This window comes from Streptomyces triculaminicus (assembly GCF_017349075.1).
Classification (GTDB): domain Bacteria; phylum Actinomycetota; class Actinomycetes; order Streptomycetales; family Streptomycetaceae; genus Streptomyces; species Streptomyces triculaminicus.
In genome coordinates, this window is sequence record NZ_JAFMOF010000005.1 from 99,308 (window position 1) to 114,468 (window position 15,161).

Here is a 15,161-nt window from a genome sequence, read left to right on the forward strand (position 1 = left end):
CGCCCCGCCGGAGCGGGGTGGAGTTCCCTATCACGGGGATCGCTTCGGGCTGTGTCACGTCGTGCCGTGTCACTTCAAGAAGTCGGGAACGTCCAGTTCCTCGGCGGTCGAGTCCTGGTACGGACGGGCCGGCGGGACCTGGGGGGAGGCGACCGGGGGCGCCGGGACCTCGGCGACCGGGGCCGGGTCGGACACCGGCTCCTCGGTGCGCGGGGTCACGTTGCCCAGCCCGCCGAACGACGGGCGCGAGGGCTCCTGCGAGGTGACGGCCGGACGGCTGGCGGCCGTGGCGGCCGAGCCGCCGTCCTCACGGCCGGAGCCGTAGGAGGACGAACCGCCGAGGACCTTGTCGCGGCTGCCCTTGGCCGGCGGCTGGCCGCCGTCGAAGCCCGCCGCGATGACCGTGACCCGGACCTCGTCGCCCAGCGCGTCGTCGATGACGGCACCGAAGATGATGTTGGCCTCGGGGTGGGCGGCCTCGCTGACCAGCTGCGCCGCCTCGTTGATCTCGAAGAGACCGAGGTCGGAGCCGCCGGAGATGGAGAGCAGCACGCCGCGGGCGCCGTCGATGGACGCCTCCAGCAGCGGCGAGGAGATCGCCATCTCGGCCGCGGCCACCGCGCGGTCGTCGCCGCGGGCCGAGCCGATGCCCATGAGGGCCGAGCCCGCCTCGGACATCACGGACTTGACGTCGGCGAAGTCGAGGTTGATCAGACCGGGGGTGGTGATGAGGTCGGTGATGCCCTGGACGCCGGACAGCAGGACCTGGTCGGCCGACTTGAACGCGTCGAGCACGCTCACCTGGCGGTCCGAGATGGACAGCAGTCGGTCGTTGGGGATGACGATGAGGGTGTCGACCTCGTCGCGGAGGCTGGCGATGCCGTCCTCGGCCTGGTTCGCGCGACGCCGGCCCTCGAAGGTGAACGGTCGGGTGACCACACCGATCGTCAGGGCGCCCAGCGAGCGGGCGATGTTGGCGACGACGGGCGCGCCGCCGGTGCCGGTGCCGCCGCCCTCGCCGGCGGTGACGAAGACCATGTCGGCCCCCTTGAGGACCTCCTCGATCTCCTCGCGGTGGTCCTCGGCCGCCTTGCGGCCGACATCGGGGTTCGCGCCGGCACCGAGGCCGCGGGTGAGCTCACGACCGACGTCGAGTTTCACGTCGGCGTCGCTCATCAGCAGGGCCTGTGCATCGGTGTTGATCGCGATGAACTCGACGCCCTTGAGACCGACCTCGATCATCCGGTTGATGGCGTTGACGCCACCGCCGCCGATACCGACGACCTTGATGACTGCGAGGTAGTTCTGCGGTGCTGCCACGTCGAAGGCCTCTCGCCTCGAGTTACGTATGCCTGGGGGCGGTTCTCAATGCCGACCCGAACCCTAACGTTGAAGTTTAGGGTTACCGGTGTCACTGTTCCGTGGGTTCTCTGAAGCAGGACACTAAGTCGACAAGCGGCGCGGCTTCAACGAACACGCCGAACCTCCCGTTTTTCTTTTCACCCTATGTGATCACCCATAGCCGTAGCCAACCAGGGTGCTGGCCGATCTGGAACGGCGTCAACTCCCGGACACCGCCGGGGCGCCCGGAGCGCTCACGTCGAACCGTTTCGCGCCCCCGGCCGCCCTGAGCAGGGCGGCGAGCGTACGGGCCTTCTCCTCGCCCCGTTCGGAGCTGCCCCAGATGACGGCCCGACCCCCCGTCAGCTCCACCGTGATGGCGTCGTAGGAGCGTACGCGCACGGCCAGGGTGTCCTTGCGGGCCGAGCCGGGCAGGGAGGTCAGGACGTGGACGGCGGCGCCCTCGAGCCGGGCGGTGCCGAACCGCCGGGCGCTGGGCGAGTCGTCCGGGACGTCCATCACCAGCCGGGGGACGCCCCGCAGCGGATGATCGACTGTGGCGAACCGCACGCCGGCGCCGTCGATTTCGATGAACTTCCCGCCTCTTTCGAGGAGGGCTTTGGGCTGGCGTTCTGTCACTTTCAGACCGATTCCGTGCGGCCAGGACCGGACGACGTCCACCGCGCCGATCCGCCGCAGCCGGGTGCGCAGCCGCTCGCCGATGGCGTCGGTGTCCACGGAGACCAGGGGGTCGCCGAGCGGCACCTTGGCGACCTCACGGATCTCACCGGCCGTCAGCACGGAGTTCCCGCTGACGTCCACGTGGGTGACACGCAGCCAGGTGGAGCCGTAGAGCGCCCACCAGGCGCCCGCGCCCACCATGACGGCGAGCGCCCCCCACAGCAGGAGCGTGCGCCGCCTGGGCGGGCGTCCAAGGGGCCGGGTGCCGCCCGGGCGCCCCGCGCGGGGGCCGCCGCCCGGACGGCGTGGGCGGGACGGCGGGAGCGCGGTCCGGGACGACTTCGACGTCTTGGACGATCGGGACGATTTCGACTTCGCGTTCTTCTCGCCACCGCGCCGGGCGGTCGTCGGTCCGGCCACGCTCCCAGCCTCCTGCCTCTACCGGCGTCAGCCCGCTCTGCGTGCGGCGATCGCCTCGTACACCATGCCGACCAGCAGCTCGTCGGCGTCCCGGCGGCCGAACTCGGCGGCGGCCCGGGACATGTCGTACAGCCGGTGCGGGTTGGAGAGCACCGGAACCACGCTGTTCTGCACCCATTCGGGGCTCAGCTCGGCGTCGTCGACCAGGAGGCCGCCGCCCGCCTTGACCACCGGCTGGGCGTTGAGCCGCTGCTCGCCGTTGCCGATCGGCAGCGGGACGTAGGCCGCCGGCAGGCCGACGGCGGACAGCTCGGCTACGGTCATCGCGCCCGCGCGGCAGAGCATCATGTCGGCCGCGGCGTACGCGAGATCCATCCGGTCTACATACGATACCGGGATGTAAGGCGGCATTCCGGGCATGTTGTCCACGTGCGGCAGGTCGTTCTTCGGACCGACCGCGTGCAGGATCTGGATACCGGAGCGCTGCAGCAGCGGCGCGACGGCCTGGACGACCTCGTTCAGCCGGCGGGCACCCTGCGAGCCGCCGGAGACCAGCAGCGTCGGCAGGTTGGGGTCGAGCCCGAAGTACGCCCGCGCCTCGGGGCGGACGGCCGCCCGGTCCAGGGTGGCGATGGTGCGGCGCAGCGGGATGCCCACGTAGCGGGCGTTGCGCAGCTTGCTGTCCGGGGTGCTCACCGCCACGGACGCGGCGTAGCGCGAGCCGATCTTGTTGGCCAGGCCGGGGCGGGCGTTGGCCTCGTGGACGATGATCGGCACGCCGAGCCGCTTGGCGGCCAGGTAGCCGGGCAGCGCCACATAGCCGCCGAAGCCGACGACGCAGTCGGCCCGGGTGCGCTCCAGGATCTGCTCGGCCGCCTTGATGGTGCCGCGCAGCCGCCCGGGGACGGTGATCAGCTCCGGGGTGGGCTTGCGGGGCAGCGGCACGGCCGGAATCAGGCCCAGCTCATAGCCCCGCTCGGGCACGAGCCGGGTCTCCAGGCCCCGCTCCGTGCCGAGCGCCGTGATCCCCACGGTCGGGTCCTGCCTGCGCAGGGCGTCCGCGAGGGCGAGCGCGGGCTCGATGTGGCCGGCGGTCCCCCCGCCGGCGAGTACGACATGCACCGAAATTCACCGCTCTCCGGACGGTCGCTTCTTGACGCGCCGTCTCATCGTCTTCCATCTCACCCCAGGCTGCCGCATGGCCAGTGCCGCCCGCGCACCGGGTTCGTCGCGCGCGAAGGCGATCAGGAGCCCGATGGCGAACATGGTCGGCAGCAGGGCGGACCCTCCGTAGGAGAACAGCGGGAGCGGGACACCGGCGATCGGCAGCAGGCCGAGCACCGCACCGATGTTGACCACGGCCTGGGCCGTGATCCAGGTGGTCACACCTCCCGCGGCGTACCTCACGAAGGGGTCCTCCGTGCGTCCGGCCACGCGGATACCCGCATAGCCTAGAGCCGCGAACAGGGCGAGGACCGACAGCGTCCCCGCCAGGCCCAGTTCCTCGCCGGTGATGGCGAAGATGAAGTCGGTGTGGGGTTCGGGGAGTTCGCCCCATTTCTCCACACTGGCGCCCAGGCCGGCGCCGAACAAACCGCCGTTGGCCAGGGCGTAGATCCCGTGCACGGCCTGCCAGCACTGGTCGTTGGCACCCGGGTCCGTGGCGCCGATGCACTCCAGGCGGGACATGCGGTTGGCGCTGGTCTTGATGAAGAGTACGGCCAGGGCGGCGGTGACGCCGAACACCCCGGCGAAGAGCCGGGTGGGGGCGCCGGCGATCCACAGCAGGCCGAGCAGCACCGTGGTCAGCACGACGGTGGTGCCCATGTCGCCGCCGAGCATGATCAGGCCGAGCAGCAGGAAGGTCACCGGCACCAGCGGCACCAGCAGGTGCTTCCACTGCCCCAGCAGCTTCTTCGACTGCTTGCGGGCCAGCAGGTCGGCGCCCCACAGCACCAGCGCCAGCTTGGCGAACTCGCTGGGCTGGAGCTGGAAGGGGCCGCCGAGGGAGATCCAGTTGGTGTTGCCGTTGATCGTCTCGCCGATGCCGGGCATCTGGACCAGGCACAGCAGGAAGACCGAGACCGCCAGCAGCGGGTAGGCCAGCGCACGCAGCAGCCGGACGGGCGTCCGGGCGGCCGCCAGCAGCAGGACGGCGCCGATGGCGGCGGCCAGCAGCTGCTTGCGGAAGAAGTAGCTGGGCGCCAGGCCGTTCTGCAGCGCCTTGATCTGGGAGGCCGAGTAGACCATCACCAGGCCCAGCACGATGATCAGCAGGGAGCCGCCGAGGACCAGGTAGTACGCGGTCAGCGGCCGGTCCCAGGCGCGCCGGGCACGGGCGTGCAGCCCCCGCAGGCCGCGCGGGCCGCCACGGGGCGGCCGGCCGGGCATACGGCCGCCGGCGAAGCCGCGGCCCGCCGGGCGGGGTGCCCGTGCGGGCCGGGAGCGGGCCACGGGGCCCCGCAGGGCCGTCAGCCCCAGGCGTCGTGCGATGGGCGGCGTCACGATGTCGTCCGCGTGCATCCGGGTTTCCCCTTCGCTGGTCTCCCGCGCCGGGCCGACGGGCCGGTCGGCCCCCCGGCGCGGGGACCGGCGGCTACTCGGCCGCGGTGCGGCCGGCGGCCAGGGCGCGTACCGCCTCGGCGAAGGCCTCGCCGCGCTTGTTGTAGTTGGTGAACATGTCCATCGAGGCGCACGCCGGGGCCATCAGCACGGTGTCCCCGGGACGGGCGAGCCGCGCCGCCTCCTGCACCGCCGCGGCCATCGCCCCAGTGTCGGTCCGCTCGAGGTCCACCACCGGCACATCCGGGGCGTGTCGCGCCAGCGCTTCCCTGATCAGCGCCCGGTCGGCCCCGATCAGGACGGCGCCGCGCAGCCGCGGCGCGGAGGCGGTGACCAGCTCGTCGAACGTCGCGCCCTTGGCCAGGCCGCCGGCGATCCACACGATCGACCCGTAGGCGGCCAGCGAGGCCTGGGCGGCGTGGGTGTTGGTGGCCTTGGAGTCGTCCACGTAGGCGACGCCGTCGACGTCGGCGACGTGGGCGATGCGGTGGGCGTCGGGCCGGAACGCCCGCAGCCCGTCACGCACGGCCGCGGCCTCCACGCCGAAGGCCCGGGCGAGGGCGGCGGCGGCGAGGGCGTTGGCGATGTTGTGGGGGGCCGGGGGCGTGATGTCGGAGACCTCGGCGAGCTCCTGCGCCTGCTGGTGGCGGTTCTCCACGAAGGCCCGGTCGACGAGCAGGCCGTCGACCACGCCGAGCATGGACGGGCCGGGGGCGCCGAGGGTGAAGCCGATGGCCCGGCAGCCCTCCTCGACGTCGGCCTCGCGGACCAGGTGCTCGGTGCGCGGGTCCTCGACGTTGTAGACGCAGGCGACCGTGTTGCCCTCGTAGATCCGGCCCTTGTCGGCGGCGTAGGCCCGCATGGAGCCGTGCCAGTCGAGGTGGTCGGGCGCGAGGTTGAGCACGGCGGCGGAGTGGGCGCGCAGCGAGGGCGCCCAGTGCAGCTGGTAGCTGGAGAGCTCGACGGCGAGCACGTCGTACTCCTGCTCGCCGAGCACCACGTCGATGATCGGCGTGCCGATGTTGCCGACGGCGGCGGTGCGCAGGCCGGCGGCCTCCAGGATGGAGGCCAGCATCTGCACGGTGGTGGTCTTGCCGTTGGTGCCGGTGACCGCCAGCCAGGGCGCGGACTTCTCGTCGCGCAGCAGCCACGCGATCTCCACGTCGCCGACCACGTCGACGCCCGCCGCGGCGGCGGCCGCGAAGAGCGGGCTCTCCGGCTTCCAGCCGGGCGAGGTGACGACGAGGCCGGTGCCCTCGGGCAGGGTGTCGGCGTCGCCGAGGCGGACCGTGATCCCCTGCTCCTGGAGGGTCGCCGCGCGCTCGCGCAGCGCCTGGCTGTCGCCGCCGTCGACGACCGTCACGCGCGCGCCGAGGCCGGCCAGGGCGCGGGCGGCGCTGACGCCGCTCACGCCGAGGCCGGCGACGGTGATGTGCTTGCCGTTCCAGCTCTGGGAGCTCACTTGATGGCCAACCATCCGGCGTAGAAGATTCCGAGGCCGACGGCCACGCACAGACCCTGGATGATCCAGAAGCGGACCACCACAAGGACCTCGCTCCACCCCTTGAGTTCGAAGTGGTGCTGCAGCGGGGCCATCCGGAAGACGCGCTTCCCGGTGAGGCGGAAGGAACCGACCTGGATCACCACGGACATGGTGATCAGGACGAACAGGCCGCCCAGCAGCGCGAGCAGCAGCTCGGTGCGGGAGCAGATGGCCAGGCCCGCGAGCGCGCCGCCGAGGGCGAGCGAGCCGGTGTCACCCATGAAGATCTTGGCGGGCGAGGTGTTCCACCACAGGAAGCCGAAGCAGGAGCCCATCAGGGCCGAGGCGACGACGGCGAGGTCGAGCGGGTCGCGTACCTCGTAGCAGGAGGCGCCGGCGGTCAGCGGGTTGCCGCAGGACTGGCCGTGCTGCCAGGTGCCGATGAAGACGTACGCGCCGAAGACCATCACCGAGGCGCCGGTGGCCAGGCCGTCGAGGCCGTCGGTGAGGTTCACGCCGTTCGACATCGCGAGGATCATGAAGAGCGCCCAGATCACGAAGATCACCGGGCCGACGGTCCAGCCGAAGTCCTGGGTGAAGGACAGCCGCGTGGAGGCCGGGGTCTGGCCCCGGGTGTCGGCGAACTGCAGCGCGAGCACCGCGAAGGCGATGCCGACGATCAGCTGACCGGCCATCTTGGCCTTGGCTCGCAGGCCCAGGCTCCGCTGCTTGACGATCTTGATGTAGTCGTCGAGGAAGCCGACCAGGCCCATGCCGGCGGTCAGGAACAGCACCAGCAGACCCGACGTCGTCGGCTCCCTGCTGGTGATCACCTTCGTCACGGCGTACGCGATGAGCGTCGCCAGGATGAAGGCGATGCCGCCCATGGTGGGCGTGCCCTTCTTGCCGGCGTGGCCGCGCGGGCCGTCGTCGCGGATGAACTGGCCGTAGCCCTTGCGGGCAAGGAACTTGATCAGCAGCGGGGTGCCGATGAGGGTCAGGAACAGACCGATGACACCCGCGAAGAGGATCTGGTTCATCAGCCGGCGACCTCACCGTCGACGGCGAGCAGCTGCTCGGCCACCCGCTCCAGCCCCACCGACCTGGACGCCTTCACCAGTACGACGTCTCCCGGGCGCAGCTCGCTGCGCAACAGGTCGACCGCCGCCTGCGCGTCGGACACGTGCACCGACTCCTCACCCCACGAACCCTCGTTATAGGCGCCCATCCGCAGCCAGGCCGCTTCCCTGCCCCCGACTGCCACGAGCTTGCTGACGTTGAGCCGGACGGCGAGCCGCCCGACAGCGTCGTGCTCGGCGAGTGACTCCCCGCCCAGCTCGGCCATCTGACCGAGTACTGCCCACGTACGTCCGCCCCTAGCCCGGGCGGCTTCGCCCATCGCGACCAGCGCGCGCAGCGCCGCTCGCATGGAGTCGGGGTTCGCGTTGTAGGCGTCGTTGACGATCGTCACGCCGTCCGCGCGCTCGGTGACCTCCATGCGCCAGCGCGAGAGCTGGCCCGCGGCGGAGAGCGCCGAGGCGATCTCCTGGACGGGCATGCCCAGCTCATGGGCGACGGCGGCCGCGGCGAGCGCGTTCGACACGTGGTGCTCACCGTACAGCCGCATGGTCACGTCGGCGCACCCGGTGGGTGTGTGCAGCGTGAAGGAGGGCATTCCGACGCCGTCCAGGCGGACGTTCTCCGCGCGGACGTCGGCGTCGGCGGCCTCGCCGAACAGGACCGTACGGGCCTTGGTGCGCCCGCTCATGGCCCGCACCAGCGGGTCGTCGGCGTTGAGCACGGCGACGCCGCCATCGGCCTCGGTGGGCAGCGCCTCGGCCAGCTCGCCCTTGGCCAGGGCGATCTGCTCGCGGCCGCCGAACTCGCCGATGTGGGCGGTGCCGACGTTGAGGACCACGCCGATGCGCGGCGGGGTGAGCTCGGTGAGGTAGCGGATGTGGCCGATGCCGCGGGCGCCCATCTCCAGGACGAGGTGCCGGGTGTCCTCGGTGGCGCGCAGCGCGGTCAGCGGCAGGCCGATCTCGTTGTTGAGGGATCCGGGCGGCCACACGGTGGCGCCGATGCGCTCCAGGAGCTGCGCGATCAGGTCCTTGGTGCTGGTCTTGCCGGCCGAGCCGGTCAGCGCGACGACCGTGGTGCCGAGCCGCTCGACGACGGCGCGGGCCAGGGCGCCCAGCGCCCGCTCGACGTCGTCGACGACGATCGCGGGAACGCCCACGGGGCGGGCGGCCAGCACGGCCGTCGCGCCCGCGGCGACCGCGCGCTCGGCGAAGTCGTGGCCGTCGGCGTGTTCGCCGGTGAAGGCGGCGAACAGGCTGCCGGGCCGCACCTCACGGGAGTCGATCACGACGGGTCCGGTGACCCGGGCGGCCGGGTCCGGTATGTCGTGCTGCTGCCCGCCGACGATGGCGGTGATCTCGGCGAGGGACAGGGCGATCACCGAAGGTCACCTCCTGCCGCTGGGGAGGGCTGCCGGGGGGAGGGTTGTGCGCGCATGGCGGTCTGTCATCCCTGGTCGTTCCGGTGCTTGGACGGCACACGCAGCCGCTCGGCCTCGATGGCCTCGCGCAGCACCTGGCGGTCGTCGAAGGGGCGTACCACTCCGGCGATGTCCTGGCCCTGCTCGTGGCCCTTGCCCAGGACCAGGACGGTGTCGCCGGGCTCGGCGCGGGCGACGGCGGCGGCGATGGCGGCGGCACGCTCCTCCAGCAGGAGGACCGTGCCGCGCTCGGCGGCGGGCACCTCGGCGGCGCCCGCGAGCATGGTGGCGAGGATCGCGAGCGGGTCCTCGGAGCGGGGGTTGTCGGAGGTCAGTACGGCCGTGTCGGCGCCGCGGGCCAGCGCGGCACCCATGGGGGCGCGCTTGGTGGTGTCGCGGTCGCCGCCGCAGCCGAGGACGGCGTGGATGCGGCCGGTGCCGACCGCGCGCAGGGCGCGGAGAACCGATTCGACGGCGTCCGTCTTGTGGGCGTAGTCGACCACCGCCAGGTAGGGCTGGCCGGCGTCGACGCGCTCGAGCCGGCCGGGCACGCCGGGGACGGCCGCGACGCCGTCGGCGGCGGCCTGCGGGTCGGCACCCGCGGCGACCAGGGCGACGATGGCGGCGAGCGCGTTGGCCACGTTGAAGGGGCCGGCGAGCGGCGCCCTGGCGGTCGCGGACCGGCCTTCGGGGCCCAGCACCGTGAAGGTCGAGTCGAACGGGCCGATCTCCACGTCCACCGCGCGCCAGTCGGCGTCCTCGCGGCCCTCGGCGGAGAAGGTGATCACCGGGACCTCGGACTCGCCGCGGGCGAGCCGGCGGCCGTACTCGTCGTCGGCGTTCACCACGCCCAGGCGGCTGCGCTCCTTGGTGAACAGCTCCGCCTTCGCGGCGAAGTAGTCCTCCATGCCCGAGTGGAACTCCATGTGCTCGGGGCTGAGGTTGTTGAAGACGGCGACGTCGAAGACGCAGCCGTCGACGCGGCCGAGCCGCAGGGCGTGGCTGGAGACCTCCATGGCGACCGAGCGCACGCCGCGCTCGCGCATCACGGCGAACAGCGCCTGCAGGTCCGTGGCCTCGGGGGTGGTGCGCTCCGACTTGATCCGCTCGTCGCCGATGCGGGACTCCACCGTGCCGATCAGGCCCGTGGGCCCGGCCAGGGCCCGCAGGCCGCCCTCGATGAGGTAGGCGGTGGTGGTCTTGCCGGAGGTGCCGGTGATGCCGATCTGGAGCAGATCGCCGCCGGGCCGGCCGTAGATCGTGGCGGCCAGGGCGCCCATCCGGCCGCGCGGGTCGTCCACGCTCAGGACGGGCAGCCCGGTGGCGGCGGCGCGCTCGGCGCCCGCCGGGTCGGTGAGCACGGCGGCGGCGCCGCGCTCCGCGGCCTGGGCCGCGAAGTCGGCGCCGTGGAAGCGGGCGCCCGGCAGGGCGGCGTAGACGTCGCCGGGGCGGACGGCCCGCGAGTCGTGGGTGATGCCGGTGACTCGGACCTCGGGCGCGCCCTGGGGCGCGGGGATGCCCAGCTGACCGGCCAGCTCCGTGAGGGGCACGGGACCGACGCGGGTGGGGCGGGGCGCTCCCGGGTGCGCGGCGGGGGCGTCCTGGGAGGTGGCGTGGGACTGATCAGCGTGGGGCACGGCGGTGAGCGTACCGGGCGTACCCGCCTCGTCGCGAAGCGAGGGGCCCGCCGGGTCGCGGTTCCTCGGATCGGGAGTGATCGTCGTCACGGCGGACCCGGCTCACTCGTAGCTCACCGGCAGCCGGGGCGGCTGCGAGCCCGACGGCGGCACCTGGAGGGTCTTCAGGGCGAACTCCATGACCTGCTTGAAGACCGGTCCGCAGATCTGGCCGCCGAAGTAGCTGCCCCGGGTGGGGTTCTGGATGGCGCAGTAGACCGTGATCCGGGGCTGGTCGGCGGGGGCGAAGCCGGCGAAGGAGGCGGTGTAGCCGTGGTAGCGGCCGGTCTGCGGGTCCACCCGGTTGGAGGTGCCGGTCTTGCCGGCCACCCGGTAGCCGGGGATCTTCGCCTTGGTGCCGGTGCCCTCCTGGTCGTCGACGACCGACTCCAGCATCTCGGTGAGCTGCCGGGCGGTCTTCTGGCTGATCACCCGGGTGCGCGGCGGGGTGGGCGCGGCGGCGAAGTGGCCGTCGGGGCCCTTGGTGCCGCGCACCAGCGAGGGCTGTACGCGCTCGCCGCCGGCGGCGATGGTGGAGTACACGGACGCGGCCTGGACGGCGTTGAGGGACAGGCCCTGGCCGAAGGGGATGGTGTACGGCCGCGAGGACTTCCACTCCTGCGGCTTGGCGAGGATGCCGGGGGTCTCGCCGGGGAAGCCGAGGCCGCTGGGGCGGCCGATGCCGAACTTCCGCAGGTAGGTGTAGAGGACCTCGTTGGCCTGCCGGCGGCTCTTGCCGAGCTGCTCGCTGGCCAGGATCGTGCCGATGTTGCTGGATTTGGCGAGCACGCCGTTGAGGGTGAGGTGCCAGGTGGGGTGGTCGACGTCGTCGGCGAACGAGCGGTCGGCGCGCGGCAGCCGGTTGGGCACCTCGACGCGGGTGGAGGGCGTGGCCACGCCCTCCTCGAGGACGGCGGCCATGGTCATGACCTTGCTGACGCTGCCGGGCTCGTAGGCGTCCTGGAGGGCGAAGTTGCCCATGGCGGAACCGTCGGCCCGGGCGAGCTCGTTGGGGTTGTAGCCGGGGGCGTTGGCCATGGAGAGGATCTCGCCGCTGCGGGTGTCCTGGACGACGACGTAGCCGCGGTCGGCGCCGGACTGCTCCACCTGGCGGGCGATGGCGTTCTGCGCGGCCCACTGGATGTCGCGGTCGATGGTCAGCTCGACGTCGGAGCCGGGCACCGCGGCCTGTTCCTTGACGTCCCCGGTGGGCACCTGGCGGCCGCCGGACTGGGCGTAGACGCGCTTGCCCTCCTTCCCCGCCAGCTGCTTGTTCAGCTGGGCCTCCAGGCCGCCGCCGCCCTGGCCGTCGGCGCTGACGAAGCCCAGCAGCCCGGCGGCGAGCTCGCCGTTGGGGTAGACGCGCTTGCTGTGGGACTCGCGGTTGACGCCCGCGAGGACATTCGCCCCCTGCTTGCGGGCCGCCTTGTCGGCCTGGGCCTTCTTCAGCTCAGTGATCTTCTTCCAGACCTGGGGGGTCTGCCGGCGGGCGAGCACCACGTACTTCGACTTGGGGTTCGCGGTGAGCTTCTGCTCCAGCGTCTCGACCGGCTCCCGCAGCACCGGGGAGAGCAGCTCGGCGGCCTGCCGGGCGGCCCCCTGGGCCTTGATCCGCTCGGGGGTGAGCAGGTCGGGGGCGGCGGTGATGTCGTAGGCGTCGACGGTGGTCGCCAGGTCGATGCCGGACCGGTCGGTGATGGCGCCGCGCTCGGCGGCCAGGGTGACGGGGATGTAGCGGTTGAGGTTGGCGCGGGCCGCGTAGGCGTCGGCGTCGACGGCCTGCACCTGCAGCAGCCGGACGGTGAAGACCAGCAGGACCAGGGTGAGGCCCACGCCGATCAGGCGCAGCCGGGGCCGGGGGCTGCCGAGCCTGAGGGTCTGCGACCCCGGGCGGGGGCGTACGGGCCGCGCGACGGGGCGCGCGGGGCCCGGTACCGGGCGGCGGGGCTGCCTGGGCGCCGTCACGACCTCACCTACCTGACCTGTTCGGGGTGCCCGGCCGCGGGGACCGGGGGAGGGCCGGGACGGGGGCGCCGGAGCGCGGGTGGCGGCGGGGTCCGCGGGGGCCGGGGGCCCTACGACCGCCGGGGGACGGGCACGGGCGGGACGGCGGCGGGCGGCGGAGCGGCCGGCGAGGGGGCCACGGCGGCCGGCGGCCTGCCGGGGCGGGCGCGGCGGCGGGCGCGGCGTCCGGGGCGCGCGGCGGCTCGGCGGGGGCGACGTAGGAGGCCGCGTCGGCCGAGGGGTCCGAGCCGGCGGGGGCGGGGACGCCGCTGACGGTGCCGTCGGGGTTGAGGAAGGCGGGGCTGCCGCCGGGGATCATGCCCAGGTCGCGGGCGCGGCGCTCGAGCGCGTCGGGGGCGGCGAGCCGGTCGACGTCCTGCTGCAGCGCCTGCTGCTCGTCGGTCAGCTCCGTGGTCTTGCGCTGCAGCCTGCTGAGCTCGAAGGACCCCTGGTTGAGGGAGGAGTTCAGCAGCAGCAGCGAGATCAGCCCGGAGCCCAGCAGCACCACGACCAGCAGGACGAAGGGGGTGCGGCGGGCGCCCACGGCCCCGGCGGGAAGCAGCCGGGCGAGCCGGCTGCCCCGGCGGGCGGCCGGGGTCACAAGATGTCCTCGCGGATGCGTTCGGCGCCGCGCAGGCGGGCCGGGGCGGCTCGCCTGTTCTCGGCGATCTCCTCCTCGGTGGGCAGCTCGGCGCCGCGCGTGAGCAGCTTCAGCCGGGGCTGGTAGCGCTCGGGCACGACCGGCAGCCCGGGCGGTGCCGTGGTGGCGGCACCGGCCGCGAAGACGCCCTTGACGATGCGGTCCTCGAGCGACTGGTACGACAGGACGGCGATCCGGCCGCCGACCGCCAGGGCCGCGACCGCGGCGGGGATGGCCGCCTCCACGGAGGCCAGCTCCGCGTTGACCTCGATGCGCAGGGCCTGGAAGGTGCGCTTGGCGGGGTTGCCGCCGGTGCGCTTGGCGGCCTGCGGCAGGGCGTCGCGGATCAGCTCGACGAGCCGGGCGCTGTTGCTGAAGGGCTCCTTCTCGCGCTCGCGGACGACGGCCGAGACGATCCGCTTGGCCTGCTTCTCCTCGCCGTAGGCGCGCAGGATGCGCACCAGCTCGCCCGGCGGGTAGGTGTTGAGGACCTCGGCGGCGCTGATGCCGGTGGTCTGGTCCATGCGCATGTCCAGCGGCGCGTCCTGGGCGTAGGCGAAGCCGCGGTCGGCCTCGTCGAGCTGCATGGAGGACACGCCGAGGTCGAAGAGGACGCCCTGCACGCTCGGGATGCCGAGCCGCTCGAGCACCTCGGGCAGCTCGTGGTAGACCGCCCGCACCAGCGTGGCGCGCTCGCCGAACGGGGCGAGCCGCTCGCCGGCGAGCTTCAGGGCGGTGGGGTCGCGGTCGAGGGCGACGAGCCGGACCTCGGGGAACGCCTTGAGCAGCGCCTCGCTGTGCCCGCCGGCGCCCAGCGTGCAGTCGACGACGACGGCGCCGGGCTCGGTGAGAGCGGGAGCGAGCATGTCCAGGCAGCGCTGGAGCATGACGGGGACGTGTCGCACGTTGCTGCTCATGCGCCCTTCTGAGAGTCCGGGGAGGAGGCCCCGCGCGCGCCGGACGCACGCACCACCGGGTCCCCGCCCGCTCGAAGGGGAAGCGGCCGCTTCGGCACCGGGAAGACGGGGCCGGGCGACCGGGAGCGGGAGGAGGCCGAGAGGCACGTACGCACCGCGCGCACATGGGTTTTTCTTCGGTTCCAAGGGGAGCGTCACGCCTCCCACTTCGCGCCACTTTAGTCCACTCGTCCCCTCGGTCAACCAACCGCCAGGCGCGTCACTCCGCGCGTGCGCCGCGGCCGGTCGGCGACTACCTTCATCCCTATGCCGATATCAGCGCCCCAGCCGCAAAAGCCCAGCTCCGACGCCGAGCGCGCCGAACCCACGGTTACCGACCATCTGGTCGACGCCAACGCGAAGTACGCCTCCTCCTTCCGCGACCCGGGCATGGACGCCCGGCCGGTGCTCAAGGTCGCGATCGTGGCCTGTATGGACGCCCGCCTGGACCTCCACGCGGCGCTCGGCCTGGAGCTGGGCGACTGCCACACCATCCGCAACGCGGGCGGCGTGGTCACCGACGACATCATCCGCTCGCTCACCATCAGCCAGCGCGCCCTGGGCACCCGCTCGGTCGTGCTGATCCACCACACCGGCTGCGGCCTGCTGAACCTCACCGAGGACTTCCGGCACGAGATCGAGGCCGAGGTCGGCCAGCGGCCGGCCTGGGCGGTCGAGGCGTTCAAGGACCTCGACCAGGACGTGCGCCAGTCCATGCAGCGCGTGCGGACGTCTCCCTTCCTGCCGCACCGCGACGATGTGCGCGGCTTCGTCTTCGACGTCACCACCGGCCGGCTGCGCGAGATCGACCCCCGGCCCTGAGCCCGGGGGGGCACCGTCGCGGCGGCCGGAATCCCCGGCCGGGTCGCGAGTTATCCACAGGCGGTGACGGGAACCG

12 protein-coding genes are annotated in these 15,161 nt (G+C 73.1%); 1 reads left to right on the forward strand and 11 read right to left on the reverse strand.

Annotated features, from left to right (window positions below; translation table 11 throughout):
• Positions 1-69 precede the first annotated feature (69 nt).
• The 11 genes from ftsZ to rsmH all read right to left on the reverse strand — a co-directional run bounded on the left by ftsZ (position 70) and on the right by rsmH (position 14,224).
• Complete coding sequence (gene ftsZ / locus J1792_RS28775; RefSeq protein WP_086567470.1) at positions 70-1,320, reverse strand: cell division protein FtsZ; 1,251 nt, start codon at positions 1,318-1,320, stop codon at positions 70-72.
• A 240-nt stretch (positions 1,321-1,560) separates the two neighbouring features.
• Positions 1,561-2,442 (reverse strand): cell division protein FtsQ/DivIB, encoded by an 882-nt coding sequence (locus J1792_RS28780; protein WP_086567472.1) that lies wholly within the window; start codon positions 2,440-2,442, stop codon positions 1,561-1,563.
• Between the two features lie 27 nt (positions 2,443-2,469).
• Positions 2,470-3,564 carry an undecaprenyldiphospho-muramoylpentapeptide beta-N-acetylglucosaminyltransferase gene (murG, locus tag J1792_RS28785; protein ID WP_086567473.1) on the reverse strand — a complete coding sequence of 365 codons (1,095 nt, stop codon included), beginning with the start codon at positions 3,562-3,564 and terminating at the stop codon, positions 2,470-2,472.
• A gap of 6 nt (positions 3,565-3,570) precedes the next feature.
• The gene (gene ftsW / locus J1792_RS28790) at positions 3,571-4,965 is read right to left on the reverse strand and encodes a putative lipid II flippase FtsW (protein WP_107430991.1); all 1,395 of its coding nucleotides are present in this window, start codon (positions 4,963-4,965) and stop codon (positions 3,571-3,573) included.
• Positions 4,966-5,038: 73 nt separating this feature from the next.
• Positions 5,039-6,466, reverse strand: a complete 1,428-nt coding sequence (gene murD, locus J1792_RS28795; RefSeq protein ID WP_242705060.1) for a UDP-N-acetylmuramoyl-L-alanine--D-glutamate ligase — start codon at positions 6,464-6,466, stop codon at positions 5,039-5,041.
• A complete protein-coding gene (mraY, locus tag J1792_RS28800; protein ID WP_086567477.1) occupies positions 6,463-7,527 on the reverse strand; it encodes a phospho-N-acetylmuramoyl-pentapeptide-transferase in 1,065 nt (354 codons plus the stop codon). Before mraY ends, murD begins: the two co-directional genes overlap by 4 nt.
• On the reverse strand, positions 7,527-8,948 hold the full coding sequence (locus J1792_RS28805) for a UDP-N-acetylmuramoyl-tripeptide--D-alanyl-D-alanine ligase (RefSeq protein ID WP_086567478.1): 1,422 nt from the start codon (positions 8,946-8,948) through the stop codon (positions 7,527-7,529). Before J1792_RS28805 ends, mraY begins: the two co-directional genes overlap by 1 nt.
• 65 nt (positions 8,949-9,013) lie before the next feature.
• Positions 9,014-10,714, reverse strand: a complete 1,701-nt coding sequence (locus J1792_RS28810; protein WP_207248537.1) for a UDP-N-acetylmuramoyl-L-alanyl-D-glutamate--2,6-diaminopimelate ligase — start codon at positions 10,712-10,714, stop codon at positions 9,014-9,016.
• Between the two features lie 12 nt (positions 10,715-10,726).
• A complete protein-coding gene (locus J1792_RS28815; RefSeq protein WP_207248538.1) occupies positions 10,727-12,628 on the reverse strand; it encodes a peptidoglycan D,D-transpeptidase FtsI family protein in 1,902 nt (633 codons plus the stop codon).
• 4 nt (positions 12,629-12,632) lie between these two features.
• On the reverse strand, positions 12,633-13,268 hold the full coding sequence (gene ftsL, locus J1792_RS28820; protein ID WP_207248539.1) for a cell division protein FtsL: 636 nt from the start codon (positions 13,266-13,268) through the stop codon (positions 12,633-12,635).
• On the reverse strand, positions 13,265-14,224 hold the full coding sequence (gene rsmH / locus J1792_RS28825) for a 16S rRNA (cytosine(1402)-N(4))-methyltransferase RsmH (RefSeq protein WP_086566050.1): 960 nt from the start codon (positions 14,222-14,224) through the stop codon (positions 13,265-13,267). The genes ftsL and rsmH overlap by 4 nt, the downstream gene beginning before the upstream one ends.
• A gap of 306 nt (positions 14,225-14,530) precedes the next feature.
• On the opposite strand from rsmH, the gene J1792_RS28830 reads away from it, so the two are divergent.
• A complete protein-coding gene (locus tag J1792_RS28830) occupies positions 14,531-15,085 on the forward strand; it encodes a beta-class carbonic anhydrase (protein WP_086566051.1) in 555 nt (184 codons plus the stop codon).
• Positions 15,086-15,161 lie beyond the last annotated feature (76 nt).